The 25,624-nt window shown below is 49.6% G+C and carries 29 protein-coding genes, 2 pseudogenes and 1 riboswitch; of the genes and pseudogenes, 14 read left to right on the top strand and 17 right to left on the bottom strand.

Translation table 11 applies throughout. The features are described 5' to 3' along the window. Positions 1-39 precede the first annotated feature (39 nt). Together IPL71_RS20430 and IPL71_RS20435 are read right to left on the bottom strand one after the other, a co-directional pair. Positions 40-699, bottom strand: coding sequence for a cobalamin B12-binding domain-containing protein (locus IPL71_RS20430; RefSeq protein WP_345324829.1), 660 nt, complete (start codon positions 697-699; stop codon positions 40-42). A gap of 168 nt (positions 700-867) precedes the next feature. After that, entirely contained in the window at positions 868-2,109 is a 1,242-nt protein-coding gene (locus IPL71_RS20435) for a BaiN/RdsA family NAD(P)/FAD-dependent oxidoreductase (RefSeq protein WP_345324831.1), read from the bottom strand. A 141-nt stretch (positions 2,110-2,250) separates the two neighbouring features. Here IPL71_RS20435 and IPL71_RS20440 point away from each other — a divergent pair, with 141 nt between their 5' ends. After that, on the top strand, positions 2,251-2,892 hold the full coding sequence (locus tag IPL71_RS20440) for a class I SAM-dependent methyltransferase (RefSeq protein ID WP_345324833.1): 642 nt from the start codon (positions 2,251-2,253) through the stop codon (positions 2,890-2,892). Between the two features lie 204 nt (positions 2,893-3,096). Here the strand turns inward: IPL71_RS20440 and IPL71_RS20445 are convergent, their stop codons facing one another. Next, on the bottom strand, positions 3,097-3,378 hold the full coding sequence (locus tag IPL71_RS20445; RefSeq protein ID WP_345324835.1) for a hypothetical protein: 282 nt from the start codon (positions 3,376-3,378) through the stop codon (positions 3,097-3,099). A 215-nt stretch (positions 3,379-3,593) separates the two neighbouring features. Here IPL71_RS20445 and IPL71_RS20450 point away from each other — a divergent pair, with 215 nt between their 5' ends. After that, complete coding sequence (locus IPL71_RS20450; protein WP_345324837.1) at positions 3,594-3,746, top strand: hypothetical protein; 153 nt, start codon at positions 3,594-3,596, stop codon at positions 3,744-3,746. A gap of 158 nt (positions 3,747-3,904) precedes the next feature. Here IPL71_RS20450 and IPL71_RS20455 read toward each other — a convergent pair whose 3' ends face one another. From IPL71_RS20455 to IPL71_RS20475, 5 genes are all read right to left on the bottom strand, one after another. Beyond that, positions 3,905-5,152 (bottom strand): RNA polymerase sigma factor, encoded by a 1,248-nt coding sequence (locus IPL71_RS20455; RefSeq protein WP_345324949.1) that lies wholly within the window; start codon positions 5,150-5,152, stop codon positions 3,905-3,907. Between the two features lie 8 nt (positions 5,153-5,160). Further along, positions 5,161-5,649: a GyrI-like domain-containing protein gene (locus IPL71_RS20460; protein WP_345324839.1), complete on the bottom strand. Its 489-nt coding sequence runs from the start codon at positions 5,647-5,649 to the stop codon at positions 5,161-5,163. Positions 5,650-5,666: 17 nt separating this feature from the next. After that, a complete protein-coding gene (locus tag IPL71_RS20465; RefSeq protein WP_345324841.1) occupies positions 5,667-6,452 on the bottom strand; it encodes an SDR family NAD(P)-dependent oxidoreductase in 786 nt (261 codons plus the stop codon). Between the two features lie 6 nt (positions 6,453-6,458). Continuing rightward, positions 6,459-6,815 carry a YciI family protein gene (locus IPL71_RS20470; protein ID WP_345324843.1) on the bottom strand — a complete coding sequence of 119 codons (357 nt, stop codon included), beginning with the start codon at positions 6,813-6,815 and terminating at the stop codon, positions 6,459-6,461. Positions 6,816-6,900: 85 nt separating this feature from the next. Next, positions 6,901-7,257, bottom strand: coding sequence for a YciI family protein (locus tag IPL71_RS20475; protein WP_345324951.1), 357 nt, complete (start codon positions 7,255-7,257; stop codon positions 6,901-6,903). Between the two features lie 559 nt (positions 7,258-7,816). On the opposite strand from IPL71_RS20475, the gene IPL71_RS20480 reads away from it, so the two are divergent. From IPL71_RS20480 to xylB, 12 genes and pseudogenes are all read left to right on the top strand, one after another. After that, complete coding sequence (locus IPL71_RS20480) at positions 7,817-8,053, top strand: LacI family DNA-binding transcriptional regulator (protein ID WP_345324953.1); 237 nt, start codon at positions 7,817-7,819, stop codon at positions 8,051-8,053. Continuing rightward, on the top strand, positions 7,987-8,829 hold the full coding sequence (locus tag IPL71_RS20485; protein ID WP_345324845.1) for a LacI family DNA-binding transcriptional regulator: 843 nt from the start codon (positions 7,987-7,989) through the stop codon (positions 8,827-8,829). The genes IPL71_RS20480 and IPL71_RS20485 overlap by 67 nt, the downstream gene beginning before the upstream one ends. Before the next feature lie 193 nt (positions 8,830-9,022). Then, positions 9,023-10,378 carry an extracellular solute-binding protein gene (locus IPL71_RS20490; protein WP_345324846.1) on the top strand — a complete coding sequence of 452 codons (1,356 nt, stop codon included), beginning with the start codon at positions 9,023-9,025 and terminating at the stop codon, positions 10,376-10,378. 130 nt (positions 10,379-10,508) lie between these two features. Then, positions 10,509-10,937, top strand: a complete 429-nt coding sequence (locus IPL71_RS20495; protein ID WP_345324847.1) for a carbohydrate ABC transporter permease — start codon at positions 10,509-10,511, stop codon at positions 10,935-10,937. Positions 10,938-11,021: 84 nt separating this feature from the next. Next, positions 11,022-11,255, top strand: a complete 234-nt coding sequence (locus IPL71_RS20500; protein ID WP_345324848.1) for an ABC transporter permease subunit — start codon at positions 11,022-11,024, stop codon at positions 11,253-11,255. Further along, positions 11,252-11,437, top strand: coding sequence for a hypothetical protein (locus IPL71_RS20505; protein ID WP_345324850.1), 186 nt, complete (start codon positions 11,252-11,254; stop codon positions 11,435-11,437). The genes IPL71_RS20500 and IPL71_RS20505 overlap by 4 nt, the downstream gene beginning before the upstream one ends. Before the next feature lie 12 nt (positions 11,438-11,449). Further along, entirely contained in the window at positions 11,450-12,313 is an 864-nt protein-coding gene (locus tag IPL71_RS20510; RefSeq protein WP_345324852.1) for a carbohydrate ABC transporter permease, read from the top strand. A 7-nt stretch (positions 12,314-12,320) separates the two neighbouring features. Further along, positions 12,321-13,898: a glycoside hydrolase family 43 protein gene (locus IPL71_RS20515; protein ID WP_345324854.1), complete on the top strand. Its 1,578-nt coding sequence runs from the start codon at positions 12,321-12,323 to the stop codon at positions 13,896-13,898. 225 nt (positions 13,899-14,123) lie between these two features. Next, positions 14,124-15,709, top strand: a pseudogene (locus tag IPL71_RS20520) (glycoside hydrolase family 3 protein); the annotation flags it as partial. A 15-nt stretch (positions 15,710-15,724) separates the two neighbouring features. Further along, positions 15,725-16,153 carry a fibronectin type III-like domain-contianing protein gene (locus tag IPL71_RS20525; protein ID WP_345324955.1) on the top strand — a complete coding sequence of 143 codons (429 nt, stop codon included), beginning with the start codon at positions 15,725-15,727 and terminating at the stop codon, positions 16,151-16,153. A gap of 26 nt (positions 16,154-16,179) precedes the next feature. Then, positions 16,180-17,347, top strand: a pseudogene (xylA, locus tag IPL71_RS20530) (xylose isomerase). Between the two features lie 66 nt (positions 17,348-17,413). Continuing rightward, positions 17,414-18,901, top strand: a complete 1,488-nt coding sequence (gene xylB / locus IPL71_RS20535) for a xylulokinase (RefSeq protein WP_345324856.1) — start codon at positions 17,414-17,416, stop codon at positions 18,899-18,901. 252 nt (positions 18,902-19,153) lie between these two features. On the opposite strand, the gene IPL71_RS20540 is transcribed toward xylB, so the two are convergent. The 9 genes from IPL71_RS20540 to IPL71_RS20580 all read right to left on the bottom strand — a co-directional run bounded on the left by IPL71_RS20540 (position 19,154) and on the right by IPL71_RS20580 (position 25,616). Further along, complete coding sequence (locus IPL71_RS20540; RefSeq protein WP_345324858.1) at positions 19,154-19,768, bottom strand: FmdE family protein; 615 nt, start codon at positions 19,766-19,768, stop codon at positions 19,154-19,156. A 184-nt stretch (positions 19,769-19,952) separates the two neighbouring features. After that, positions 19,953-20,549, bottom strand: a complete 597-nt coding sequence (locus IPL71_RS20545; RefSeq protein ID WP_345324860.1) for a class I SAM-dependent methyltransferase — start codon at positions 20,547-20,549, stop codon at positions 19,953-19,955. After that, the gene (locus tag IPL71_RS20550; RefSeq protein WP_345324862.1) at positions 20,536-20,964 is read right to left on the bottom strand and encodes a nucleoside-triphosphatase; all 429 of its coding nucleotides are present in this window, start codon (positions 20,962-20,964) and stop codon (positions 20,536-20,538) included. The genes IPL71_RS20545 and IPL71_RS20550 overlap by 14 nt, the downstream gene beginning before the upstream one ends. Beyond that, positions 20,958-21,115: riboswitch (molybdenum cofactor riboswitch) on the bottom strand. (Overlaps the previous gene by 7 nt.) 96 nt (positions 21,116-21,211) lie before the next feature. Next, complete coding sequence (locus tag IPL71_RS20555) at positions 21,212-21,427, bottom strand: twin-arginine translocase TatA/TatE family subunit (protein ID WP_345324864.1); 216 nt, start codon at positions 21,425-21,427, stop codon at positions 21,212-21,214. Position 21,428: 1 nt separating this feature from the next. Next, positions 21,429-22,223, bottom strand: a complete 795-nt coding sequence (tatC, locus tag IPL71_RS20560; protein ID WP_345324866.1) for a twin-arginine translocase subunit TatC — start codon at positions 22,221-22,223, stop codon at positions 21,429-21,431. A gap of 9 nt (positions 22,224-22,232) precedes the next feature. Continuing rightward, positions 22,233-22,406, bottom strand: a complete 174-nt coding sequence (locus tag IPL71_RS20565; protein ID WP_345324868.1) for a twin-arginine translocase TatA/TatE family subunit — start codon at positions 22,404-22,406, stop codon at positions 22,233-22,235. An 11-nt stretch (positions 22,407-22,417) separates the two neighbouring features. Beyond that, the gene (locus IPL71_RS20570) at positions 22,418-23,821 is read right to left on the bottom strand and encodes a radical SAM protein (protein ID WP_345324870.1); all 1,404 of its coding nucleotides are present in this window, start codon (positions 23,819-23,821) and stop codon (positions 22,418-22,420) included. Further along, positions 23,740-24,915 carry a 4Fe-4S dicluster domain-containing protein gene (locus tag IPL71_RS20575; protein ID WP_345324872.1) on the bottom strand — a complete coding sequence of 392 codons (1,176 nt, stop codon included), beginning with the start codon at positions 24,913-24,915 and terminating at the stop codon, positions 23,740-23,742. Before IPL71_RS20575 ends, IPL71_RS20570 begins: the two co-directional genes overlap by 82 nt. Further along, complete coding sequence (locus tag IPL71_RS20580; protein WP_345324874.1) at positions 24,912-25,616, bottom strand: TorD/DmsD family molecular chaperone; 705 nt, start codon at positions 25,614-25,616, stop codon at positions 24,912-24,914. Before IPL71_RS20580 ends, IPL71_RS20575 begins: the two co-directional genes overlap by 4 nt. Positions 25,617-25,624: the final 8 nt, after the last annotated feature.

A 25,624-nucleotide genomic window follows, 5' to 3' on the forward strand; every position in this document is an offset into this window, starting at 1 on the left:
CTCCAGTTAATAAAATAAATGCGCAGTTAAACTGCGCACTCAGGCTTTTTCCAACATTTTTTCACGGGCAAGTTTTACCGCGTCTGCCGCGTTTCTGGCTGTTCCGTCTGCACCGATGGCTGCTGCCCAGCCCGCGGTGACCGCTGCGCCGCCGACCAGCACAATATACTTTTGGCGAATACCGCGCGCTTCCAGCAAATTGATCAGATCCTTCATGAAGGGCATGGACGTGGTCAACAGGGCGGAGAGGCAGATAATTTGGGCATCGATCTCTTCAGCTTTGTTGATAATGGATTTGATCGGCACATCCACGCCGAGGTCGGTTACTTCAAAGCCCGAAGCGGTTAACATGGAAGAGACGATGTTCTTTCCGATGTCATGAATATCAGTATGGACTGTGGCAGCCACTACTCTGCCCTTCATCTGGCTGGAGTCCGCATATTTTTCAAGCAGGGCGGGTTTCACGATTTCCATCGCGCCTTTCAGTGCGCGGCCTGCCAGCATCAATTCGGGTAGAAAATATTCAAAACGCTCAAAGCGTTTTCCCACTTCGTCAGCGCCATCCATCAACCCTTGATTAAGAATTTCCAATGGGTCAATGTTTGAATCCAAAGCCGCTTGTGTGGCATTTACAGCGTCTTCTAATTCGCCGTCAATGACGGCCGCTGAAATGGCTTGCAAATGCGTATTCTCAGACATGGTTACTCCTGACTGCTCAGAATATTGTTGTAGAGATTTTATGATAGATGTTATCTATGGTCAATAATGACTTGCTTACAATAAAATCGACGGTCTAAAATTGTGGAGTCCATCAGCTTGCCGATGAGTTACTAAAAAACCAGACAGCAAGCTGTCTGACTCCATAAGTTAGCTTGCGGCCATGGCGCTGCCGGCCAGCCAGCCGGTTGTCCATGAGGATTGAAAGTTGAAGCCGCCTGTGATGCCATCAATATCGAGCACTTCACCGGCGAAAATAGATCTGTCAACCACGCGGCTTTGCATGGTTTTGAAATCCACTTCATTCAGACGCACGCCGCCGCAGGTGACGAACTCTTCCTTGAATTGTCCCTTGCCTTCTATTTTAAATTCGCCGGCAGTTAATTCTTCGGCCAATTTTCGCATTTCGGCTTTTGAAATATCGCCCCAGTTTTTATCACCGATGAATTGTGTCAGTTGTTTCCACAAGCGCACAGGGATCTGCGAGAAGGCGGGCTGACTTGCAATTTTTTTGCGCGCGTTTTCGTGCCAGTCTTTATTGCGCTGCAAAACTTCCAGCGCAGAATCCAGCTTGTAGTCGCCGAGCCAATTGACAGTTAAGGTCGACCGGTATTTTTTGTCCGCTAGAATGCGCGCACCCCAGGCCGAGAGTCTCAGCACAGCGGGGCCGCTTAATCCCCAGTGGGTGATAAGCATCGGGCCGCTTTGAGTCAGCGAATCCATTTTGAGAGTCACATTTTCAACCGCCACACCGGCCAGCCCGTCAATTCTTTTGTCTTTCACATTGAACGTAAATAATGAAGGGACGGGCTCTTCGATGGTGTGCCCGAGCGATTTGACGATCTCGCGTGTTTTTGAATCGCTGCCGGTGGCGATCAATAATTTTTTTGTTTGGATGGAAAAAACTTCCGCATCTTCCCTAACCTGTAAATTGAATCCACCCTTTGGGCTTTTTTCCACCTTGAGCAGACTCACCCCAATGTGCACCTGAACCCCGGCATTCTCCGCCGCTCCGCGCAAACAGTTCGCGATGGTCTCCGATGAATCAGTAACCGGGAACATGCGGTTATCGGCTTCGGTCTTAAGCCGCGTGCCATGTTCTTCAAACCATTTGACCGTATCTGCCGGTTGAAAACGGGTGAACGCGCCGCGCAAAGCCATGCCGCCGCGTGGATAGTAGGTGATGAGCTGCGCCGGGTCGAAGCAGGCGTGGGTCACATTGCATCGTCCGCCGCCGGAGATCAGTACCTTGCCTAGAGTCTGGCTGGCCTTCTCGATAATTAACACGCGCAGTTTCGGATTTAATTCCGCACAGCGGATCGCAGCGAAGAACCCCGCCGGCCCGCCGCCCGCGATAACAACATCCCAGTTTGGTTGATTTGATTTTGCCATAGATGATATAAACCTCTCTGTCAGTATACTCTGGCAGGGGTACTTTTATCAGCGCAAAACTCAGAGGTTATATTTTTAATATTCAGGTAAAATCGTTAGGCGATTGAACAAAAATTCCCAATTCTTAAGTCAGGTGTATTTATGTCTACAAAACTAAAATTATTACCCTCCGCTCAATATAAAGGCGTTAATCAGTATGATCCGATCAAATATTATTACTGGCCGATTTTTGGGCGCATGTATTGTCAGCGGGTGGAACTCGCATTGGATGAATGCACGGGCGGGGAGCGTGTGCTTGAAGTTGGCTTTGGAACCGGGCTGGCGTTTCCCAATCTACATGAGATGTATAAAGAAATTCACGGGATCGACCTGACCGCAGATATTCACGCGGTTAAATCCGTTTTTGACCCGATCGGTATTCCGCTATTCCTCGAAAAAGGGGATGTTTTGAAAATGCCTTATCAGGATAATTATTTTGATACCGTTTTAATGGTCAGCATTTTGGAACATTTGAAACCACTTGAACTGGCGCAGGCTTTTGTTGAAGTGAGCCGTGTACTGAAACCCGGTGGACAGATGGTCTACGGGACGCCGGTTGAAAAACCATTTATGGTGTTTATGTTCAGTTTGCTCGGTCACAATATCCGCGATGAACATTTTTCAACCGAGAAGGAAATTGAAGAAGCGGCGCATAAAGCTTTTTCAAAGGGGCATGTCATTCACATGAAGAGCACACCGCCGATCGCTGGGGCAGTGTACACGGTTGGGAATTTCATCAAATAAAAGGAACTATTAGCCGCTTTATAGTGCCAGTAAAAAAGGCTGTGTATACCGAAAAGATATCCGACCATCAAGTTCATCATTCCCATTGAAAAAAAAGACTCTCCGGATGGAGAGTCTTTACTATTTGAGTGGATAGATTGTTTATGTTTACTGAAATTTTCACAACTGCAGTCAAGCTCCGAGCTTAAGAAAATCATCATGATACTAAATCTCATCCGCTTCAGATGGGATGGGCAAAGCATTAACAAATCCCTTCGCGCGGAATTTCTCCACATATTCGCGTACTGTCCAATAATCAAGACCAACCTGTTCGGCGATATCAAAGATGCTATGCTTGCCTTCGAATTTATTCATGATCTTTTCGATGGCACGGTTGAGATCCCAGTTCTCGCGCCAGTCTACCCAGAGGCCGTAGCCGCTGAGAAAGACGGGGCAGGGAGTTTTGGAGCGCGTAACATAACTGCAAGAGAAAGACCAGCGGATCATTATCCTCCTCGTTGACCTGATACCAGATTACGGGGTGAATCTCTGCTGCTAGTTCTGCCAGTGCGGTGCTCTTGCCATAGCCGGCTTCCGCCTGCAATATGGTGAGACGGTGTTCCAGTGCCTGCATCAGTATCTGATTAACGCGCGGGCGTACCAGTGTTCGCGCATTGCGAGGCGGAGGAATTGCTTTGGTTCGGAGAATACGGGAAAGGGATATGGGAGGTGACTACGAATTTCAATATGTAGTTTATCCCAAATTAAGCGTACTGTGCAATTATCCCAGCATATTTTTTGGGGTATTACAATGCATCTGGCAGATGCACGATCGTGACGCCGATGAAAACTTTGGCGCGATGAATGCCACATAGGAATAACATGAAACCGAAATTTATACCCGTATACATGATATATGCCGTGCTGGGAAATCTTATGACAATTCCCTCAAGATGAAAAACATAAAAATTATGGTTTGGATATTTCACCGTACTTTCTTTGACATATTATTTATAAGATTAAGAGTGCTGGCTTACAACTCTCTTAATCTTCGTTCAAGGAATTCTCGTTCAGATTTCTGCTGGCTTAGTTGCAGTGCCCGTTTATACGAAGTGCGAGCCTCTGCTATTCTCCCAAGACGGCGACATAGATCTGCATGCGCAGAATGGATGAAGTGATAATCCTTGAGGTCACCGCGCGTGAGAATAGCCTCGATGAGTTCCAGTCCGGCAGCAGGACCATCACACATGGCAACTGCCACGGCACGATTTAATTCAATGATGGGGGATGGATCTGCCTGGTTCAAAATATCGTATAAAGCAACGATCTGTCTCCAATCTGTCGTATCTGCTGTGGATGCGCGTGCGTGGACAGCAGCGATGGCTGCTTGAATGGTATAGGGGCCAAAACGACGCGAGGCAAGTGCTTGTTGGATCAGACTCAAGCCTTCGCTGATTTGAGCATGATCCCACAGCGACCGATCCTGCTCATTGAGCAGAATCAGTTCTCCCGTTGGTGAGATGCGCGCGGCTCGCCGCGATTCCTGTAAGAGCATCAAGGCCAGCAAGCCAATCGCTTCAGGTTCGGGTAATAGTTCAATCAATAAGCGTCCGAGCCGAATGGCTTCGCTGGAAAGGTCGTGACGGGTAAGTGATTCACCGAAAGATGCAGAGTACCCTTCGTTGAATACCAGATATATAACATGCAAAACAGTATCAAGCCGATCTGGCAACTCTGTATGAGAAGGTACTTCATAGGGAATTTTCGCATCGCGGATCTTTGACTTTGCGCGCACGATGCGTTGTGCGATGGTTGGCGGGGGAGTGAGAAACGCGTGCGCGATCTCTTCTGTGGTTAATCCGCAAACAGTACGAAGGGTTAACGCGATCTGCGCATCTGGAGATAACGCAGGATGACAACAGGTGAAGATCAAACGCAGGCGTTCATCTTCAATATCTTCATCATCAACTTCAAATGGGTCTTCCGTATTCGGACCTAATTCATTTGCGATCTGGGCGAGGGAGGAGTCGAAGCGTACACGGCGGCGGATGTTGTCGATGGCTTTGAAGCGGCCCACGGAAACCAGCCATGCCCGTGGATTTTTAGGCACGCCTTCGTGCGCCCATTGTTCCAGTGCGGTAGTGAAGGCTTCATGTAATGCCTCCTCTGCAAGATCAAAATCCCCCAGTAGACGAATTAACGTAGCGAGGACGCGGCGTGATTCAAGGCGATAGATTTCATCGATTGTCTCACGTAATGTTTCGCGCGCGTCCTCGTTCATACTTAAATTCAGGCTGTCAGGAATGCCAGCTCCGTCTCCCATTTGCTCATATCGGGTTCAGTATCGGGGCCGGAGTAATACCATTCCACACGCCCGCCCCAGCGTTCACCGTTCATCTTCCATTGGATGTTATTTTTTTCCGCCCAGGCCAATAGGTTTGCTGTGGCTTCTTCGAGTTCGGATGGGTGACCTGTATGTAACATGGTGGCATAACGCCCGGCGGGAAGCACATCTGCAATGATCTGCCCATCCCCTTTGACTGCGGAAGCGATGGGCACGGCCACATCGATCTCCAGTTTTTTATCCATCTCCACGACGTTATAGCGCCAGAATACTGCGCCCGATGGTTGGATTCCTTTTTCGGCAAGCCAGGCAAAGACATCGTCGCTCAGGGGAGGCAGGGTGGGTCCAATCTCAGCCATGGTGACGAGTTTGCGGATCGCTACATAATGTTGTTCACTGCGTTCCACGAGTTTGGGTTCTGTAATGTTGATCATGTTTTCTCCTTGTTATTTTAATCGACGAGCGCACCACATGTTAAATTTGCGACCGACGCAGTCATCGCGCTGGCGCCATCCGAGGCCATAAACGCTGCAACGTTTGCGATCTCTGCCATCCATGGCATGCGCTTGAGCATGGACCCACGTGCCGCATAGGCATGGAATTCATCAAAGGTCATGTTGGAATTTTTTGCATGGATGCTTAACGCTTCATGCACGCCGGGTGCATCCGGTGACCCTGCGGAGCGCAAACAGATCACACGCACGCCGTCTGCTCCAACTTCCACTGCAACCTGCCGACACATGGCTTCGATCGTGGCACATGCCACACCGAACCCGCCAGAGTAGGACGAAGGCATGCGCGCTACATTTGCAGTCAGTGCCAGCATCACGCCTGATTTTTGTTTTGTCATATGCCGCGCTGCGGCGGTCATCGTCAAAAATTGCGTGCGTAGGGCAGTGGTGGGTGCGATTAAAAACTCGTCCAGAGTCATATCCACAAGCAGGGTGCCTTGTTCATCCCCGAGACTGATCAAGTTAAAAGAGACATCCAAACTACCAGCCTTTTTGACGACTTCAGCGGCGTGTTTCTCGACCGACTCTTGATCGAGCGCATCCACTTCTGCGACCTCGGCTGATCCACCCAAGTCAGCAATTTCCTCCGCGACAGTTTTTAGCTTCGCCAACGTATGACCCGCGAGAAAAACTTTCGCGCCTTCGCGTGCAAAGGCGTGAGCCATTGTGCGGCCCACTGCGCCGCCCGCACCATAAATGATCGCGTTCTTATTTTTGAGCATCATGATTGCCTACTTTCTTTCCAATTCCCAGATGGGGCGGACCTCAATGCTGCCGGAACGGGCCAGCGGGATTTTAGCAGCGATCTGAATCGCATCATTCAGGTCTCTGGATTCGATCAGGATGAAGCCTCCCAGTTGTTCCTTTGTCTCAGCGAAGGGGCCATCGGTGGTGGATATCTTTCCATTTCGCACTCTCACGGTGACGGCAGACTTTACGGAGTCGAGTGCCTCTGCGGCGATGAAATGACCGCTGCGTTGTAACTCTTCGTCGTAAGCCAGCGATTCGTTGTCAAACGCGATCTTTTCCGCCTCTGACAGAACGGTGAGTGCTTTGGGTTCAAAATAAACCAGACATAGATATTTCATTGTGTACTCCTTTAATTTGATTTGAGCTTGCTTTCACGGAATAGTCGTTTGGCAAAGCCCAAAATCGACATTCTGGAAAAATTGCTTATTTCTTCTCAAACTCGTACACGCGGCGGACGTGGATAAAGCCCATACGGGCGGAGGGAATCCCTGCCGCGATCTGGATCGCTTCATCCATATCCTTCGCCTCGATCAGAACAAATCCGCCCAATAACTCCTTGGTCTCAGCAAAGGGCCCATCAGTGATGGATATCTTTCCATTTCGGACACGCACAGTGGTGGCGGTTTCCACGGGTTGCAAGGCATTCGCCGTGAGCCAATTCCCGCTTTGACGCAGCACTTCGTCGTAATCGAGGTGCTCATTAACAAGGTCTTCTGCTTCCTTCGCGGTCTGTGGACCCAGTCCACTCGGTTCTTCATAGACAAGACATACAAATTTCATCATAGACTCCTTTTTATTGAATAGTCGCTTGAGAACGCTTGAAATCGACAAAACACCGGTCCGAAAATTGAACTGGTGTGAAGGATAATGGAAAATAATGTGGTTGTGTGAAAATCAAACGGGATTTTTGCTGCTTTTATAATCTGAAATTTCCCCCTTTCTTGTGCGATAAGATCCATGCTCCGATTTATCCTAAAGTTTTATTACAAGTCTCTGCGGCTTTGGGAACTATGAAGTATTTTCCTTTTTTGCGGATCGGTAAGATTATGTGTGAGAACGTCCCAACAAAAACCTCTGGCAGGTAGGGGGGTGATTGATTTGTTGATATTTTCTTCTCTATGCGGTTGACGCAAACTGGGCCGGTCTGAATTTATACCAGTATGCATGAGATATGCCATACCATACTCATGCAAATGATTCGATTCTATTTACTGATCGCAAAACTCTTGACTTAAGGTCTCTAGTTTGCTAAAATAATTTGGAAACGCTTCCAAATATAAACATAAAGACACCTAATAAACAAGAAAATTGGCCAATAAAGAGTCAGGAAACCTTATTAATGTCCAAAAAAAATGTAAACGCTTCCAATCAAGCTCCACTTTCCAAGGTTACTATTGTGGAAGTAGCAAAAAAAGCTGGCGTTTCGCTTGGTACCGTTTCACGTGTCATCAACAATGATATTCACGTAGCCGCAGAAACTCGTAAACGGGTTTTGGCAGTTACACAAGAATGGGGTACGTTGCCAATCGGCAGGCGCGTAGTTTGGCAGGCGGGAAGACCAATACGATCGGAGTAATCGTTCGTGATTTAGGGACTGGCTATATTGGTGAAATTATCCGTGGAATTGATTCTGAACTTAATTTAAGCGGTGTTGACCTGGTTTTATACACCACGCATCGAACAGTAAGCAAGGAAGCCAATTATGTGGCGAGCCTTGCCCAAGGTATGGTGGACGGTCTGTTGCTGGTCTTGCCGCGCAGTCCCGTAGATTACATTGGAACATTGATGGAACACAACTTCCCGTTTGTCTTGATTGACCATCAGGGAACTGGCACAGCCTGCCCCGCAGTTGGGGCAACCAATTGGCAGGGAGCCTATAACGCAACAGAGTACCTGATTAAGCTCGGTCATCAACGAATTGGATTTATCACCGGCTCAATGGATTTGGGATGTGCGGAAGACCGCTTACAAGGGTACCGCTCTGCGCTTCGTACGCATCATCTCCCGCTGGAAACTGAACTTGTTTACGAGGGGGATTTTCTTCAAACAGATGGATACACAGGCGCATCAGCCTTGCTGGACTTGCCAAATCCGCCGACTGCAATTTTTGCCTCAAATGATGTAATGGCGATGGGGGTGATGGATGCAGTTAGAAATCGCGGGTTACGCGTTCCAAATGATATTTCTGTGGTCGGTTTTGACAATATTCCGCAATCTGCAATGGTTTTCCCCCCGTTGACTACCGTTCAACAACCGCTTGAACAAATGGGCCGCGTTGCAACCCAAATATTGCTGGGAATTTTGAAAAAACCTGAAAAGAAAATGGACGGATCGAATTACCAACTGAATTGATCGTCCGAAACTCTACCTCTGCCCCAAAGGGCAGGGCTGGCTAAACGGCCAAGTCTCACCAGCCCTGCTTAACATGTGGGATCCCTCTACTAAGAAAGGAGAGCCAACATATCTAAATTATACGCCAATAATCCCCCGGTTAGTGACAATAGAATAGTAATTCAATTTATCTGATTCTCAAAAGGAGAAGAATATGTTACGTAAATTTTATACCTTAATGAGTCTCGTGCTCATTGTTTCTTTTGCATTGGCTGCATGTGGTTCTCCTGCAACCGAGGTACCTGCTGTCGTTAATGAACCTGCATCCACTGAGGCTCCCGCTGCTCCTGCTACTGAAGCACCCGCTTCAGCTGAGCCTGTTACCATTACCTGGTGGCATATTACAACCAAGGACCCGGGCCTGTCAGATTGGCAGAAAATGGCTGATGACTACATGGCCGCACATCCAAATGTCACCATCGAGATTACCGTCCTCGAAAATGAAGCCTTCAAGACCAAACTCACCACCGTTATGCAATCTGGCGAAGTCCCTGACATCTTCCAGAGTTGGGGCGGCGGTACGTTTAATCAGCAGGTCGAAGCTGGATTGCTGAAGGACATCACCGCTGAACTCGCTGCCGATAGCGCATGGAAGGATAGTTTTGCGCCCGGTGCTTTGGGTGTCTATAGCTATGCTGGCGCGAATTACGGTGTACCTTGGGATATGGGCATGGTTGGTTTCTGGTACAACAAAGCGCTCTTCGAACAGGCAGGCATCGCGAATCCTCCCGCCACCTGGACCGAATTCCTGGACGCTGTCAAAGCCCTCAAGGCTGCTGGCATCACCCCGATTTCCATTGGCGAAGGCGACAAATGGCCGGGCATGCACTTCTGGAATTATCTTGCCACTCGTAGCTGCGGACAGGCAAAATTTGAAGCCGCCATGGCTCGGACAGGTTCCTTTACCGATCCTTGCTTCATCGAAGCAGGCACAAAGCTCCAGGAATTACTCGCCCTTGAGCCTTTCCAGGACGGTTTCCTTGGCGCAACCCATGATGACATGCAGGCAGCCTTTGGAAATGGCAAGGCCGCTATGGAACTTTCCGGACAATGGGCGCCTTCTACATCTGCAGCCAACAGCGCAGACCAGAAGGGCGTGGGTGAAAACCTTGGCCTGTTCGGCTTCCCAGGACTCGAAGGCGGAGCTGGTGATGCAGGTGATGTTGTCGGTGGTGGTAATGGATTTGCGATCGGCAAAGATGCCGAACCGGAAGCCATTGACTTTGTTAAGTATCTCACCAGTGTAGAGAACCAGACAATTATCGCAGTAAATGGATCAGGTATTCCAGTAGTTAAAGGTTCCGAGACAGGCTTGGTTGATCCCAATATGCTTCAAGTTCAGCAGACCTTTGCTGCTGCTCAATACTTCCAGCTGTATTACGATCAGTTCCTGCCCCCGGCCACTGGGTCAGTCCTTAATGACTCTGTACAGGGTCTTTTCGCTGGCACACTGACTCCAGAGCAGGTGGCACAGGCAGTCGAAGATTCAGTTGCTGCAGAAATAAAGTAACCTGTAAGACAACCAGGTGGTTGATCAGAAAAAATCACCTGCGTCTGTAGATAAAAATGGGCTTCGTGGCGCCTCCGTTGGCGCGGAATTTTCGACAAGGCGCCACGAAGCCTAAAAAAGGATACTCTTTATGCAACAACTTCCTGCTGCCTCAAACACCCTGGAGTCGAAGCGTGTTTCAAGCTTTCCAGACAAGTTAGTCATTGTCTTATTCCTGGCACCTGCTCTTATTCTCTTCCTGCTTTTCGTTGTTTATCCCATTTTTCGCTCGATTTATTTCAGTTTGTTCGACTGGAACGGTTTAGGCCCCGCAGTGGATTTTGTAGGATTTGGGAACTACAAAACTATTCTCACCGATAAAGTATTTATAAAGGCGCTCTGGAATGGCGTCATGATCATTGTGTTCTCGTTAGGATTGCAACTGCCCCTGGCGTTGGCACTGGCCGTATTGGTGGGGCGTGACCTGCCGGGACGGGGTATATTCCGAACCATCTTTTTCTCCCCTACGTTCTTTCCGAAGTTAATGTCGCGATCATGTGGATGCTGCTTACAACCCTGACCCCGACGCGGCTTTCCCAACTCGATTGCGGTTATTTTTGGCGCAGAACCTGTAGGCTGGCTTAGCAATACGAATCTTGTTCTTTTGTCAGTCTTCATCGCGTTAACATGGAAATACTTCGGCTTTCACATGCTATTGTATTTGGCTGGTCTCCAAAACATACCCCTGGATCTTGAAGAAGCCGCCCGCATTGATGGCGCAAATAATTTTCAAAATTTCTTTTTATCACCCTGCCGCTGCTGGGCGGTACGATCCGTACCTCTGTCTATATGTCCGTGCTTGGCTCGATCCAACAGTTCATTTTGGTCTGGATCATGACCAAAGGCGGCCCGGTCAATGCGAGCGAAACCCTGGCAACTTATATGTATCGCTTCGGCTTTGTACGTTTTGAATTAGGATACGGCTCCGCAGTGGCGATCTATATGTTTGTACTCTGTCTGATCTTTTCTTTGATTTACCAGCGCCTCACACGCCAACCCGATTATCTAACCGGTCTTTAAAAGGATATAGTCATGCCGATTTTACGCCCTCGTTGGCTGCAAAAAGCACTGCCAAGGTTCTTTCAATATCTTATTCTTTCGATCGTAGTAGTGGTTATATTTGTGCCGATCGTGATCCTGCTCTTTGGCAGTGTCAAGACAACTGGTGAAATGTATTCGCACCCTTACACAATCCCCAACCCTCCACATTGGGAAAATCTGCTGGGGATATTGAGCACGCCGGTGTTCTGGGTCATGTTACGGAACAGTTTGCTGGTAATGTTTGGAACTACATTCGGTGTGGTCTTTGTCTGTGGTTTGGCGGCTTTTGTTTTTGCGCGTTTGGATTTCCGCGGCAAAGATTGGCTTTTCAACCTGTTCACTCTGGGCCTTATGTTCCCGATCAATGTCGCTATTCTGCCCGTCTATTTTGTGTTGCGGCAAATGAATGAGATGGGCATAGAAATGATCGATAGTCTTTGGGGTGTCATCCTTGTGCAGCTCGCTTTCCAGATTTCCGGAAACACTATGATTCTGCGCGGTTTCTTTGCTGCTGTCCCGGCTGAATTGCAGGATGCCGCGTATATAGACGGCTGTAATAATTTTGATTTCTTCTGGCGCATTCTGCTTCCGTTGGCAAAACCTGCGCTTGCTGCCGTTGCCGCGTTAACAATGATCGTCAGTTGGAACGATCTGCTTGTTCCTCTCGTGATATTGAATAGTGATAAACTCTGGACTCTGCCCCTGGGCACCATGCAATTTCAAGGTCAATATGGACAGGATTTAGCCCTCGTCTCGGCATTTGTAGCTCTGTCTGCCATACCAACAATTATTTTCTATATATTTGCGGAGCGACAAATCGTCTCAGGTCTGACCGCCGGTGCTGTCAAAGGTTAAAGATTTAATGACGAGAGCCTTTCATAATCCGATTCTTTCCGGTTGTTATCCCGACCCATCCATTTGCCGGGTTGGAGATGATTATTATGTAGTCACTTCAACCTTTGAATATTTTCCTGGCTTGCCGATCTTTCACAGCCGTGACCTGATTCACTGGCAGCAAATTGGACATGTATTAGATCGCGCCTCACAACTTGACCTGGATCTGATTCGCCCATCTGGTGGTTTATACGCCCCGACAATTCGTTTTTCGCAAGGCACGTATTATGTCATCAACACCCTCGTGGATGGAAAAAACAAATCAGGCAACTTCATTGTGACTGCCACAAACCCGGCGGGCCCTTGGTCTGAACCATACTGGTTGGATGATGTCGAAGGATTCGATCCCTCTCTATTTTTTGATGCAGATGGACAAGTTTGGGTAACGGGTACTCGCTTAAACGAAAAAGACCATTACACCGGTCACACAGAAATATTCCTGAAACAGATCGATCTTCAGGCTATGAAAACGATTGGCAAAGAATATATTCTTTGGGATGGAGCCGTAAAAGGTGCCGTATGGGCAGAGTCACCCCACATTTACAAAGTAAATGATTACTACTATTTACTTATCGCCGAAGCCGGAACGGCTCATCATCATGCCGTGACAATTGCCCGCAGTAAAAACATTACCGGCCCCTATGAAGCAAATCGCGGCAATCCAATTTTGACACATCGTCATCTCGGGTTGGATTATCCAATTGTCGGTACCGGCCATGCAGATTTGGTTGAAACACAAAACGGTGAATGGTGGATGGTTCTGCTTGCCATGCGTCCATATGGCGGATATTTTTACAACCTGGGTCGCGAAACATTTTTAGCCCCTGTTCGCTGGGAAGAAGGCTGGCCGATTGTTAGTCCTGGTACCGGGCGGGTGGAATTTACATATGCAGCACCTGATCTGCCTGAACATATCTGTGATACTGAGCCAGATCGCGATGAATTTAACACTCCTGATCTTGCTTTGCATTGGAATTTTCTACGAACCCCGCGCGAAGAATTTTACAGTCTCAAAGAACGGCACGGCTATTTGCGTTTGAAATTACGCCCTGAAAAATTAAATGAATTGGCAAATCCCAGTTTTGTTGGGCGACGACAACAACATGTCCATTTTGCAGCACAAACAGCGTTTGAATTTACCCCGCAAAGCGAAACAGAATGTGCTGGTCTGGTGCTTATCCAAAATAACAAATTTAATTTTCAATTTGTTGTAACCCAAAATTCAGACCGTGAGATTCACCTGATTAAGTGTGTTGACGGCGTGGAAGAAGTTCTTGCAAAAAAGCCCACCACAGATGGAATGATCTACTTGAAAATAGAAGCTCATGGGCAGGAATATAGTTTTTATTTCTCAAATCAACCTGGTGAATGGCAGACATTAATTGAAAATATCGATGGCCGCATTTTGAGCACACCTGTCGCCGGTGGATTTGTCGGCGCTTATATTGCCATGTACGCCAGTAGTAATGGACAAGCCAGCAATAACCATGTTGATTTTGATTGGTTTGAATATATTGGTTTGGATAGCTTGGAAAAAAGAAATTAAACAAGCCTCCTGGCTACTTGCCATGTCGAACTTGTTCGATTCGTTTTCTAAATAATGCAGTAAAGGTATCGAATTGGGGATGATACTGAACTTATTTTAAAGGAGCACTTCATGAGTGTGACAGGCACATCGGAAAAACCTGCGTATCTTGATACATCATTATCCTTCACAGAGCGTGTAAAGGATTTGATTAAACTTTTAACCTTGGAGGAAAAAGTAGGGTTGATGAATCATCCGGCACTTGGCGTGCCGCGCTTGAATATCCCTGCTTATAACTATTGGAATGAGGCGCTTCATGGAATTGCCCGCAGCGGGCGCGCAACCGTCTTTCCGCAGGCCATTGGCATGGCGGCAACCTGGGACAAGGAATTGATCTTCAAAGTGGCAACTGCCATCAGCGATGAAGGACGCGCGAAATATCATGCGGCGTTACGCCGCAATGGATATACCGCGCAATATCAGGGATTAACCTTTTGGTCTCCCAACGTGAATATTTTCCGTGACCCTCGTTGGGGGCGTGGACAGGAAACATGGGGCGAAGATCCATTCCTGACAGGGGAGATGGCAGCTGAATACGTGAAGGGATTACAGGGGAATGATCCCAAATATCTCAAGGCCGCAGCATGTGCCAAACATTATGCTGTTCATTCCGGCCCTGAAAAAGACCGTCACACGTTTAATGCCATAGTAACCAAACGCGAGTTATATGATACGTATCTGCCTGCTTTCAAGAAATTGGTAACAGAAGCAAAAGTTGAATCCGTAATGGGTGCCTACAATCGCACATTGGGCGAAGTCTGTTGTGCCAGTGAGCTTCTGCTCGATAATATTCTGCGCGGCGAATGGGGGTTTGGCGGGCACGTTGTGTCAGATTGTATGGCACTGTCAGATTTCCATCTCCATCACCAGGTTACGGAAGACGCGGCAGATTCCGCAGCGTTAGCTTTGAAATACGGCTGCGACCTCGGCTGCGATCACGTCTTCAATGAAATTCCTACCGCCATCGAACGTGGCGATACCACCGAAGAGTTGGTAGACCGCGCGCTCGAACGCACACTCGGCACACGCTTCAAGCTTGGCATGTTCGATCCTGATGAAGAAGTGCCTTTTGCGTCCATTCCAATGGATGTGGTCGCTAATGATGAGCATCGTCAACTTGCATATCGCACAGCAGCCGAATCGCTGGTGTTGCTCAAGAACAAGAATAACATCCTGCCTATCAAACCTTCCACAAAGAAGATCTTTGTCACAGGCCCAACCGCCGCCAGCATGGAAGTTTTGCTCGGCAATTATTATGGCTTCAACAATCAGATGGTGACCCTTCTTGAAGGGATTACCGGGCGCATCCCCGAAGGCATGGGAATGGAATATACCTCTGGCGCAATGTTGAAGCATGCACGTGAGATCAATAATACCTGGGCACCGCAAATGGCACAGTCTGCTGACTTTGCGATTGTCTGTGCAGGCTTCAACTCATTTCTCGAAGGGGAGGAAGGCGAGTCACTTTTATCTCCGCAGAATGGCGACCGCGAGAGCATCTCACTTCCAGCCAGTCAGGTGGAGTACATCAAAGAACTTTCAATTCACGGCGTGAAGATCGTGCTTGTGCTTACAGGCGGCAGCCCCATTGCATTGGGCGAAGTCGAAGATATGGTCGATGCGATTCTTTTCGTCTGGTACCCCGGTATGGAAGGCGGAAGAGCCGTGGCAGATGTTCTTTTGGCGATATCTCCCCAGCCTGCAAACTGCCGCTTACCTTCCCCAAATCACTCAATCAACTTCCCGCTTTCGATGATTACAGCATGGTAGGTCGCACCTATCGCTACATGACAGAAGAGCCGCTCTATCCCTTCGGCTTTGGCCTAAGCTATACGTGTTTTGAATATTCGGATTTACAACTCGACAAAAAGAATCATACGCTCGGAGATTCCCTCAACGTAAGCCTGACTCTCCGCAACAACGGCGCTTCAGACTCAGCCGAAGTTGCCCAGTTTTACCTGACAGATACCCAAGCCTCAAGCATTGTCCCGCTTCATCACCTGATCGGCTTTGAACGCGTTACACTCAAGGCAGGTGAAAGCCGCAAGATAAAACTCACCATCACCCCGGAAATGATGTCATTTTTTAATGACGATGGCAAACTCACGCTCGAACCTGGTGAATTTCGTTTGGAAGTTGGCGGATGTTCCCCCAGCAACCGTGGACAGGATTTAGGCGCTCCAAAACCTGTTACAGCAATATTTGAAATAAAGTAAAAACAAAAAAACAAAAGGAGTATCTCATGTCAGACTACACACCCAAACCTGAAAATAAATTCACCTTCGGCCTATGGACCGTAGGCAACGTCGGTCGGGATCCATTCGGAGGCCCCGTACGAGATGCGAAATCACCCGCAGAATTGGTACGCCTGCTCGGCGAAGTCGGTGCGTATGGCGTCAACTTCCACGACAACGATCTCATCCCAATTGACGCCACCCCAGCCGAACGCGACAGCATCCTCAAAGAATTCAAAAAAGCGCTGGCAGATACCGGCCTTGTCGTCCCCATGGCGACCACCAATTTGTTTTCCGAGCCCATCTTTAAAGATGGCGCATTTACATCCAATGACCCAAAGGTTCGCGCCTATGCCTTGCAAAAGACCATGAATTCGATTGATCTGGGAGTTGAGTTGGGTGCGAGGATTTACGTCTTCTGGGGCGGCCGCGAAGGCACAGAGACGGACGCGACCAAAGATCCCATCACTGCCATCAAACGCTCGCGCGAAGCGATGAACTATCTGTGCGAATACGTGAACGATAAGAAATACGATCTGAAATTTGCGCTCGAAGCCAAGCCCAACGAACCACGCGGTGACATCTACAATTCCACCACAGGGCACATGTTGGCATTCATCAACACCCTCGATCATCCCGAGATGGTTGGCGTGAACCCTGAGGTGGCGCACGAACACATGGCTGGACTCAACTTTGTCCACGGTGTGGCGCAGGCCATGGAATCAGGCAAGCTCTTCCATATTGACTTGAACGATCAGGCCTTCGGTCGCTACGACCAGGACTTCCGCTTTGGCGCGGTAAATCTCAAGAGCGCATTTTTCCTTGTAAAACTGCTTGAAGATAACAAGTACGACTCAAGCCGTCACTTCGATGCTCATGCCTATCGCACCGAAGATTATGAGGGTGTGAAAGATTTTGCCCGCGGTTGTATGCGAACCTATTTGATTCTCAAGGAAAAGGCAGCCCAATGGAATGCCGATCAGGAAATTCAATCTCTTCTGGCAGAGATCAATGCCGATGACGGCTCCATGAATCAATACCTTGGCAAATACTCTGCTGAAAAAAGCCAATGCACTCAAAAGCCAGATGTTTGACCGCCCCGCAATTGCCGGACGTGGATTGAAATACGAACGTCTCGACCAGTTGACGGTGGACGTGTTGTTGGGCGTGAGATAACGTTTCGGATCCAGGTATCAGGTGTCAGGAAAAACCTGACACCTGATACCTGATACAGGAGCACCGATGTACTTTCTAGGTATAGACACATCCACAACATCGAGCAAGGCGTTATTGATTAACGATAGCGGTGAAGTAACTGCAGTTGCCTCCACCCCACACACACTACAAACACCGAAACCTTTGTGGTCGGAACAGGATCCGCTGGAATGGTGGGAAGCGGTGTCAGCGAGTATCAGGTCTGTTTTGGAAAAAGCAGGCATCAGCGGGGAACGAATCGCGGCCGTCGGGTTGACAGGTCAAATGCATGGACTGGTTCTGTTGGATGAAGCGGGAAATGTTTTACGTCCAGCCATTTTGTGGAACGACCAGCGCACGCAGAGTCAGTGTGATGAGATCCATCAAATTATTGACAGGGAAAAATTTATTCAGATCACCGGCAATGTCGCTCTAACCGGATTCACCGCGCCGAAAATTTTATGGGTCAAAGAAAATGAACCGGAAGTTTACGCGAAGGCAAAACATGTTTTATTGCCCAAGGATTACATTCGGTATAAGTTGACCGGCGAATACGCGATGGATAAAGCGGATGGCGCAGGCACGGTCTTGTTCGATTTGAAATTGCGCGATTGGTCTGATGAAGTTTTATCAGCGTTTGAAATTCCGCGCACATGGATGCCGAAAACTTTTGAAGGGATAGAGTTCACGGGCCATGTCACAGCGGAGGCCGCTTCACTCACTGGATTGAAAATTGGAACACCGGTTGCGGCAGGCGGCGGTGATCAGGCCGCAGGTGCTGTGGGGGTGGGCGCTGTGGAACCCGGCATTGTTGGTTTGACTGTTGGGACAAGCGGCGTGGTGTTTGCAACCACACCATCTGCATTGATCGAGCCCGAAGGACGGCTGCATGCGTTCTGTCACGCTGTGCCGGGTATGTGGCACTTCATGGGCGTGATGCTTTCGGCAGCCGGAAGTTTGCAATGGTATCGCGATACGCTTGCGCCAGACATAAGTTTTGATGATTTATTAAACGAAGCAGAAGCGATTCCTGCTGGAAGTGAAGGATTGCAGTTTCTGCCGTATCTTTCCGGCGAACGCACGCCTCATCCCGACCCGTTAGCACGCGGCGCTTTCATCGGCTTGACTCTGCGCCACAGCCGCGCGCACATGACACGCGCCGTGTTGGAAGGAGTTGCGTTTGGATTGAAGGATAGTTTTACGCTCATTCAAAACGCTGGATTGGACACGATCACACAAGTCCGTGCTTCGGGAGGCGGAACAAAAGGTGCGCTATGGCGGCAGATCCTTGCTTCTGTTTTAGAGGTGGAACTGGTCACGGTCAACACCACGGAAGGCGGGGCTTACGGGGCCGCATTGCTGGCGGGTGTTGGAGCAGGTGTCTGGCCGGACGTTGCAAGTGCCTGTAAGGCATGTGTCAAATTAACGGGAAGCACACTGCCAGACCCCAAACAGATGGATGTATATCGAAGATCATACAAAGTATTTCAAGGACTATACCCCGCATTGAAATCCACGTTTGGTGACATGCAATAGTCAGGCTTTTTTCAGTGTATAGCGAATAAATTTCTTGCGCAGGGATTATGTTTTTTTAAGGAAGAAATAAACGAGCGCCCCTATGCATAGGGGCGCTCGTTTATTTCTTGATAGTTTATTCTCTATGTGGTGGGTATAAAATGGGCGGGGCGGAACTTATACCCGTAAACATGATTTGTGCCGCGCTGGGCTGATCCGATTGCGGTTGTGAAAGGGAAAATGTGGAGGAGTCAAAAACAGATTTTTTTGGCCTCATTTATAAGATGAGATTTGATATGGAAGACACACCTTGATACCTGGTCGATAATAGCCACTTCCTATGCATGATTTACACATTATCGAGCCTTCACAACAGATTTCCCTTTCATTCATAATCTCCTCGCCACATATGTCGCAATTGACGCGCATGCCGGGACGGGAGATGATATGTTCGATGGGTGTGTTCAAAAAGACTTCCTGAACAGTTAGCATATCTTCATCCGGCATGGTTTGATAGGCCTGCATCTGCGCGAAGTAGTGGCGCGGCTCATCTGTGACGAATGCGCTGGCTCGCTCGCGGATGTCGATTACCGGCGCAACGCGAACGGCTCTACCGGTTTGTGTGTCCACGAAGGTAGCGGCGGCTTTGCCGTAATCTTCCACGCGCAAGGTGCGATGACCGACGGTGCAGTTTGTCGCGGCGGAGAGTCCATCGGCGAAACAGCCGTCTGTTTCGGTGATGACGAGCAGCCGCTTCGAGCCTTGATCCGCTTCCAGTTGCAATGACCCGATGCCTCGGAGGCCGATGCGGACTCCGAGGATCTGGCGCGGGCACAAGTGATTGTGATCACGGGCGGATTTTTCAAGCAATGCAGATAAGTTATTCATTTCATGCTCCTATACAAAGCGGAGAGTTACGGCTGAGTTCGGGACAAAATGCGCATGCCTCCGCCGTAAGGATGATCTGTTCGGCATGACGAAGCGCATTCGAAAGGACATGACCACCAGCCTCCACAGTGCGCCAAAGACCGTCACCGTTACTAGTTCGCGCGTTGTAAATTTCACATTTCTTCTATTCGAGTTTGCGAGCCACCATTTGTACAATGCGTCTTGATTTACTGCGGTGCATCGAATGTGAAATTCGCTGAGTCTCTTCATAGTGGATGATGTTCCAATCCGCGAAGGCATGTTTCAATTCCTGCGGTTCCAAATAGTGATGCGGGTTGCCGTCTGTTTCAGGCGAGTAGGATTCATCCCGTACAAAGGTTTCGAAGAACAACAATCCGCCGCGCTTTATGGATCTGCGATATGTGGATAGGAGCGGACGCGACAGGAAATAAAAATTTAATACAACATCGAATCGATTCGATGGCAGCCACGGATTTTCCAGGTCCATCAGTGCGAAGGAAACGGGCAGCGCCTCTTTCTGGACCTCAGACTGGACGATGCGTAAAGCGGCATTTGACACGTCCAAGGCGATGACCTGCCATCCCTGACGGGCGAGGTGCAATCCGGTGGGTGTTGTGCCGCAGGCAGCATCGAGGACGAGCCCGTTGCGGGGCAAAAGATCTTGATGGGTGGTCAGCAGGTTGCGCGGGGATTGCAGATTTCGCCAGCGCGCGTCTTTCGTGTAGCGGTCATTCCAGATCATTGCATCAGGATGCGACATGGACAAAACCTTCAGCGTGGATTCTGCTTCCCGAAGCAGGAGCAATCTTCCCGTCGAGAATAAGGCGATCTTTTTCCATCAAGATGACCCGTTTTACATAGTGATGGACGAGTTTGAAATCCTGCGTTTGGATGTCGCTATCCTCATAGCCATTGCGATGGGCTAGGCGGCGCTGTTCGCCCGTCTGCAGATCTTTGAGACCGATGCTGACCTTTTTGTTATTAATAAAAACGGATGGGGAAACCAGACCGCAGAGGTTCAGTCCGCGCGCGCGGGCACGTCCGACCAGATCCTGGCACCAGAGGGTTTTCCCTGCCCCTCGCAGACCTGTGACCAGCAGCAGCCTGGGTTTATTTTTATTCGGAGAAATCAAACTCGCCAGCAGAGCGCCAGGCGAGTTTTTAGAGAGTTGCATAGCCATTGGCTCCTTTTCAATTCGATCCCGTTTGCCTTCAGGATCTCGGGAGGCATCCCTGTTTCCGGGGAGACCCTTGCCCCCTTGCGGGGACCGTCCACTTTGCCGTGACTTGCGTGGTAGGCAAAATGGATCGGAGTGTTTTTTTATGAGACGAAATTCGTCTGTTTTTATGATAATGGCAGATGAGTTTTTCTACATCATCATTCCGGGGTATTTTGTCTCTCACCCAAGTGGGTGAGCAGACCTATTTTAGCAAATCCTTCTTGACCTTTTCCATTTCATCAAGGATGTCTAACTCCGCTTTCAATTCGCTGGAAAGGGAAGTGAAGTAGGATTTTACGTTCTTGATGAACTTGCCGATCTCTCGCGCCGAACGCGCCAGGCGTTCCGGTCCGAGGATGATGGCTGCCAGTAAGATGATGACGATCAGTTCGTTGCCGCCGATCCCAAAAATATCCATGTCAACCTCTGCCGACGATCGCGGCTAAAACAATGCTGATCAGGTACAACCCCATCAGCGGCGCCATGACCAAGCCCATGTTGACCGGGTCCACTGTCGGGGTGACAGATGCGGCGACGATCGCCATGATCACGATGGCATAGCGCCATCCGCTCAGGAGTTGTTTCGCCGTGACGAATTTCAACTTCGCCAGGAACATGATGATCATTGGCATTTCAAAGCAGACGCCGATCCAGAACATCAGGCTGGTGACGAATTCAAAATAGTTTTCCGGGCGTACCTGCGTGGTGATGCCCATGAAGCCGGTCAGGAAGGGGATGGCGGTGGGCAGCATGACGAACCAGGTGAATGCCACACCGCCAGCAAACAGCAAGGTGGCGAATGGAACCATGACGAGCAGCCAGCCGCGCTCATTGTGTTTCAACCCCGGCAGGATGAAAGCCATGATCTGATACACGATGATCGGCATGGCAAGCACAAACCCGCCGAGCAGGGAGACCTTCATGAAGATGGCGATATTCTCGGTCAGTTCGATGGAGACAAGCTTTGACATCCCGCCGATGGGCGTAGCAAGGTAGCCAATGACCTGCTCGGAGAATACGAAACTGATGCCGGTGGCGATCATCAATGCCAGGAACGCCTTGAAGACCCGAATCCGCAGTTCGTTGAGGTGATTGAGCAGCGGCGCGGAACCTTCCAGTTGAACGCTGGCTTTTTTATGGGCACGCCCAAATGCGCGAAATACATCGCGCCATTTACGTTTGTCCTTCTTTTCAGCGGTCACATTTGCGGTCACGGAAAACGCCTATCCTTTTTTCTCGCTGGCGTCGGAGGGGTCTTCATCGCCCTTCAGCCCATTGCGGAAGTTGTTCATGCCCTTGCCCAGTTCGCCTGCGATCTTGCTGATGCGTCCCACGCCGAACAATAGGACGAGGATGACGAGGATGATGATCAATTCTGTGGTTCCAAGATGAAACATGTTATTTCTCCTTATATATCTTTTGAAAGACGGAATGTCTGTGGTGTGGTGATATCCACTTTGAGTTCGCGCAAGACCGGTTCGTCATTGCGCGCTTCGATCACATGACTGGTGATCCCAACATCGACGTTGAGCTTTTTCAAGCTGCTGATCTGGTTGACGTGGAATTCCAGGCTGTTTTGTTCTTCACTGAGAACGTACTCGCGATAGCCTGCCTTGTCGAACACTTGCTTCACGGCGGGAATATCCTCACCGAAGACCTTGGCGGTCTTGAGGAAGTAATCGCGCTGTGAAAAATGGATGCGTGCAGGCAGGCGCTGTCCGCTGTTTTGTTTGTAAAGCTGACCGGTATGTTTGTTCTCCAATGAGCAATAATGCACGCCAAGCTTCAATCCCTTTTCGAGCGCAAAATCGACCAGATCCAGGCAAACCAATTCACTGCCCGCGATGGGAAGTCCGCCTGCATACCAGTAGTCGTACAGCACGCGGAACGGTCGCGCCTTGACCTTGTATCCCTTCTCGCGATAGGCTTCGATATTATTCAACGGGAAGCAGAACTCCAACAGGTTGACACCAAAGATGCCCAACTCTTCAAGACGCAGCAGAACATCCTTCATCTCTTCCAGCGTGTTCGGCAGGACGGGCATCTCTACCATCACGCTCGGGATGTACTCACGCGCGAGGGCGATGCGATCATAGGTGTGCATCTGTCCCTTGGCGAGATCGTGCATGCGGATGCTGAAACGGATTTCCTTCAAGCCGGACTTTTGCAATTCTTCCAATGTAGTGCGGTCAATATGATCGCCGCTGGTGTAAAGACGCGTGTGCGAAGCGGGATACAGTTCGCGCGCGTGCTCGAAGAAGCGATAGGTCTCTTCTTTGTGCAGGAGCGGCTCGCCTCCGGTCAACGCGATGTGCCCAAGCGCAGATTTCGATGTGTGGGTCTCGTCAAGTTCCGCGACCACGTCACGGGTGTGTTCGCGGAAGTATTCGTAATTTTCCTGGTTGGGGTTGAAGCAATAAAAACAATCGCGATGACATTTCAACGAAATGAAAAATGTCGAACTGTTCGTGCCGGTCTGACAGGCGACACAGGAAGGCGAGATGCGATTGGTGTAAATGCTTTTGTCGCCGTTGCGGATGGTTGCGCTCTTCTTCCGCAGCGCTTCGGTCTTTTCCGCCACAAGCGCGGTCGTATCTTCACTATCGACCTCGAGCCCCATTGCTTTTACCCGATCCATAAAATCCTGATAGATCTGCACGTAGATATTCGCATACTCGCGCAGTGCCGGGTTTTTGATTTCGAGCAGGCTGGATCTTGTTACATCTACGATCATGAGCGGGATTCTCGTAATACTTTCTTCGGCATCATCGAGCCGAATGGATGAGCGCGGCGATACTCGCACAGCGGACATAACTTCATGCCATCACGTGCCGCCATTAATGACTTGCATCGGTCACACCGGACCAGGGAACCTGATTCGACGACCTGAGCTTCTTTCACGCCGAAAACTTCTTCAAAGATCGGAGCATGGTTTAGTGAAATTGCATCCGGCATGCAGACATGCTCGCAAAGATCACAGCCGATGCAGTTCTGCGCCGAGAATGTCAGGCGGTGGGTCATCGCTTCGTCGTTCTTTTCGAAGCGCAGTGCCTCGGTGGGGCAGGCTCGTCCACATGTGCCGCAGGCAGTGCAGGCTTGTGAGATGGTGAGCGTGGCGAAGTTTAATTCATTCAAGCCAGCACTCGAATCTAATTCAGGTAAGTGTGAAACCGCAGAAAGTAATCTCAATCTGTCGCGTCCCGGCTGGCGTTTGGATGCGGTGACACCGTTCTCCATCGCGCGCGCTAATGCCACTTGACCCTGCTTCGCCATCATGCGGAATAGGTCACGGCGCGAAAGCGGTGGATCCTTCGCGCCCCACAGCGGACGTTCCACAGGCGTTTCGATCTCGTCTACGCAGATGATGGAGATGTCTTTTTCATTTGCCGATAAAAAACGTGTCGCTTTTTTGGTTTGGAGATGAAGCTGCGAGTGAAGCGAATGCCACTTACAGTCCGAGCAACTGTCAGCGCGGAGGGTGAGGCGTTTTATTCCCAATGCTGAGAGTGCCAGCAAAGTGCCAGTTCCCAAGCCCGCGAGGCATCCGTGAATTTGAATCCCGATGGATTCTGAACCGACGCCGCTTTCGGGGTGCGGGTGAAGTCCGCAGAGAAGTTCAACGGTCTGATCTTCGATGTGCGTAGCGGAAGTCAATAAATCAGCCACATCGTCATCCGCGTGAAATGCGCCGACTGGACAGACAGGCAAACACGCGAGGCAGGATTCGCATTTTTCCGAGTCAAGTGACGGCGGCTTGCCGATGACGATGGCTTGAACGGGACAAATCTCAAAACACGCCGCGCAATCCGAATGCTGGTCCTGCGCGTGCAGGCAGCGTTTCGGATCCAAAGTTATCTGGGAACGGTCGATGGAAGCGAACCGTTCGGCGGCGTTCAATAAACTCACAGCGTGACCTCTTTTGGCATTTTGATCTCAAGCGTTTCGGCAATGGCGAGCAATGCGCCGTGCGTGAGATGCGCGATACCGCGGTAGAAATCGGTGGCGGCATGCTGCTTGACGAGCTTTGCCCAAGCTGGTCCCCAGCGCAGAAGATGCTCGGAGAGAAATTCGCGCTGGGCTTGCAGGATATCGTTTAATTTATTTTCGTCATTCAGTTCGATGGCTTGTAATGCCAGTGAAGCCAGATGCGCGATGAACAGCATTTCGAGTCCGATATGGTCATCGGGTTCCTTGTTGATGCGTTCCGCCTGCAAACCGAAACGCGCGTACCATTCGCGGACTTGCAAGGTCTGTTCCTGGAATACCATCCTTTCGCGATTGTAATAAACCGATTCCCAGGGGGGTGTGCGGTGGACATCCAGCCCAATGAACAGGCGGGTGTAATCGAGCTTCAGTTCTGCAAACTCTGTTTCTAAGATGCCGTTCGTTTGAGCCGTGCTCCATTGTTGAAGAATTTCGAAGCCGCGGATGATTTCGGGTTGCTCGGCGCCAAAAGGGATTTCGGAAAAAATTTGTTCGAATACCAATCCTTCGAGCCATTTGGCATCCGGTTCGTTGTAGAGCACCTTACCCAATAATCTCAATAATAAATTTTCACCCACCAGAGTCGTTGTCAGATCGTCAGTGACTACAGCTTCATATTTCATATGTGTCT

Origin of the sequence: Candidatus Villigracilis proximus, assembly GCF_016717045.1 — a bacterium.
In the GTDB taxonomy this organism is placed as follows: Bacteria; Chloroflexota; Anaerolineae; order Anaerolineales; family Villigracilaceae; genus Villigracilis; species Villigracilis proximus.

Coding starts and splice junctions, on each gene's coding strand:
- IPL71_RS20435 (WP_345324831.1), bottom strand. CDS start 2,109: ATGGCAAAATCAAATCAACCAAACTGGGATGTTGTTATCGCGGGCGGC.
- IPL71_RS20555 (WP_345324864.1), bottom strand. CDS start 21,427: ATGGATATTTTTGGGATCGGCGGCAACGAACTGATCGTCATCATCTTA.
- IPL71_RS20445 (WP_345324835.1), bottom strand. CDS start 3,378: ATGATCCGCTGGTCTTTCTCTTGCAGTTATGTTACGCGCTCCAAAACT.
- xylB (WP_345324856.1), top strand. CDS start 17,414: ATGTACTTTCTAGGTATAGACACATCCACAACATCGAGCAAGGCGTTA.
- IPL71_RS20525 (WP_345324955.1), top strand. CDS start 15,725: ATGACAGAAGAGCCGCTCTATCCCTTCGGCTTTGGCCTAAGCTATACG.
- IPL71_RS20465 (WP_345324841.1), bottom strand. CDS start 6,452: ATGATGCTCAAAAATAAGAACGCGATCATTTATGGTGCGGGCGGCGCA.
- IPL71_RS20545 (WP_345324860.1), bottom strand. CDS start 20,549: ATGTCGCATCCTGATGCAATGATCTGGAATGACCGCTACACGAAAGAC.
- IPL71_RS20460 (WP_345324839.1), bottom strand. CDS start 5,649: ATGATCAACATTACAGAACCCAAACTCGTGGAACGCAGTGAACAACAT.
- IPL71_RS20505 (WP_345324850.1), top strand. CDS start 11,252: ATGACCAAAGGCGGCCCGGTCAATGCGAGCGAAACCCTGGCAACTTAT.
- IPL71_RS20485 (WP_345324845.1), top strand. CDS start 7,987: ATGGGGTACGTTGCCAATCGGCAGGCGCGTAGTTTGGCAGGCGGGAAG.
- IPL71_RS20570 (WP_345324870.1), bottom strand. CDS start 23,821: ATGTCCGCTGTGCGAGTATCGCCGCGCTCATCCATTCGGCTCGATGAT.
- IPL71_RS20495 (WP_345324847.1), top strand. CDS start 10,509: ATGCAACAACTTCCTGCTGCCTCAAACACCCTGGAGTCGAAGCGTGTT.
- IPL71_RS20490 (WP_345324846.1), top strand. CDS start 9,023: ATGTTACGTAAATTTTATACCTTAATGAGTCTCGTGCTCATTGTTTCT.
- IPL71_RS20450 (WP_345324837.1), top strand. CDS start 3,594: ATGGGAGGTGACTACGAATTTCAATATGTAGTTTATCCCAAATTAAGC.
- IPL71_RS20470 (WP_345324843.1), bottom strand. CDS start 6,815: ATGAAATATCTATGTCTGGTTTATTTTGAACCCAAAGCACTCACCGTT.
- IPL71_RS20455 (WP_345324949.1), bottom strand. CDS start 5,152: ATGAACGAGGACGCGCGCGAAACATTACGTGAGACAATCGATGAAATC.
- IPL71_RS20565 (WP_345324868.1), bottom strand. CDS start 22,406: ATGTTTCATCTTGGAACCACAGAATTGATCATCATCCTCGTCATCCTC.
- IPL71_RS20540 (WP_345324858.1), bottom strand. CDS start 19,768: ATGAATAACTTATCTGCATTGCTTGAAAAATCCGCCCGTGATCACAAT.
- IPL71_RS20550 (WP_345324862.1), bottom strand. CDS start 20,964: ATGCAACTCTCTAAAAACTCGCCTGGCGCTCTGCTGGCGAGTTTGATT.
- IPL71_RS20440 (WP_345324833.1), top strand. CDS start 2,251: ATGTCTACAAAACTAAAATTATTACCCTCCGCTCAATATAAAGGCGTT.
- IPL71_RS20430 (WP_345324829.1), bottom strand. CDS start 699: ATGTCTGAGAATACGCATTTGCAAGCCATTTCAGCGGCCGTCATTGAC.
- IPL71_RS20475 (WP_345324951.1), bottom strand. CDS start 7,257: ATGAAATTTGTATGTCTTGTCTATGAAGAACCGAGTGGACTGGGTCCA.
- IPL71_RS20480 (WP_345324953.1), top strand. CDS start 7,817: ATGTCCAAAAAAAATGTAAACGCTTCCAATCAAGCTCCACTTTCCAAG.
- IPL71_RS20510 (WP_345324852.1), top strand. CDS start 11,450: ATGCCGATTTTACGCCCTCGTTGGCTGCAAAAAGCACTGCCAAGGTTC.
- IPL71_RS20515 (WP_345324854.1), top strand. CDS start 12,321: ATGACGAGAGCCTTTCATAATCCGATTCTTTCCGGTTGTTATCCCGAC.
- IPL71_RS20580 (WP_345324874.1), bottom strand. CDS start 25,616: ATGAAATATGAAGCTGTAGTCACTGACGATCTGACAACGACTCTGGTG.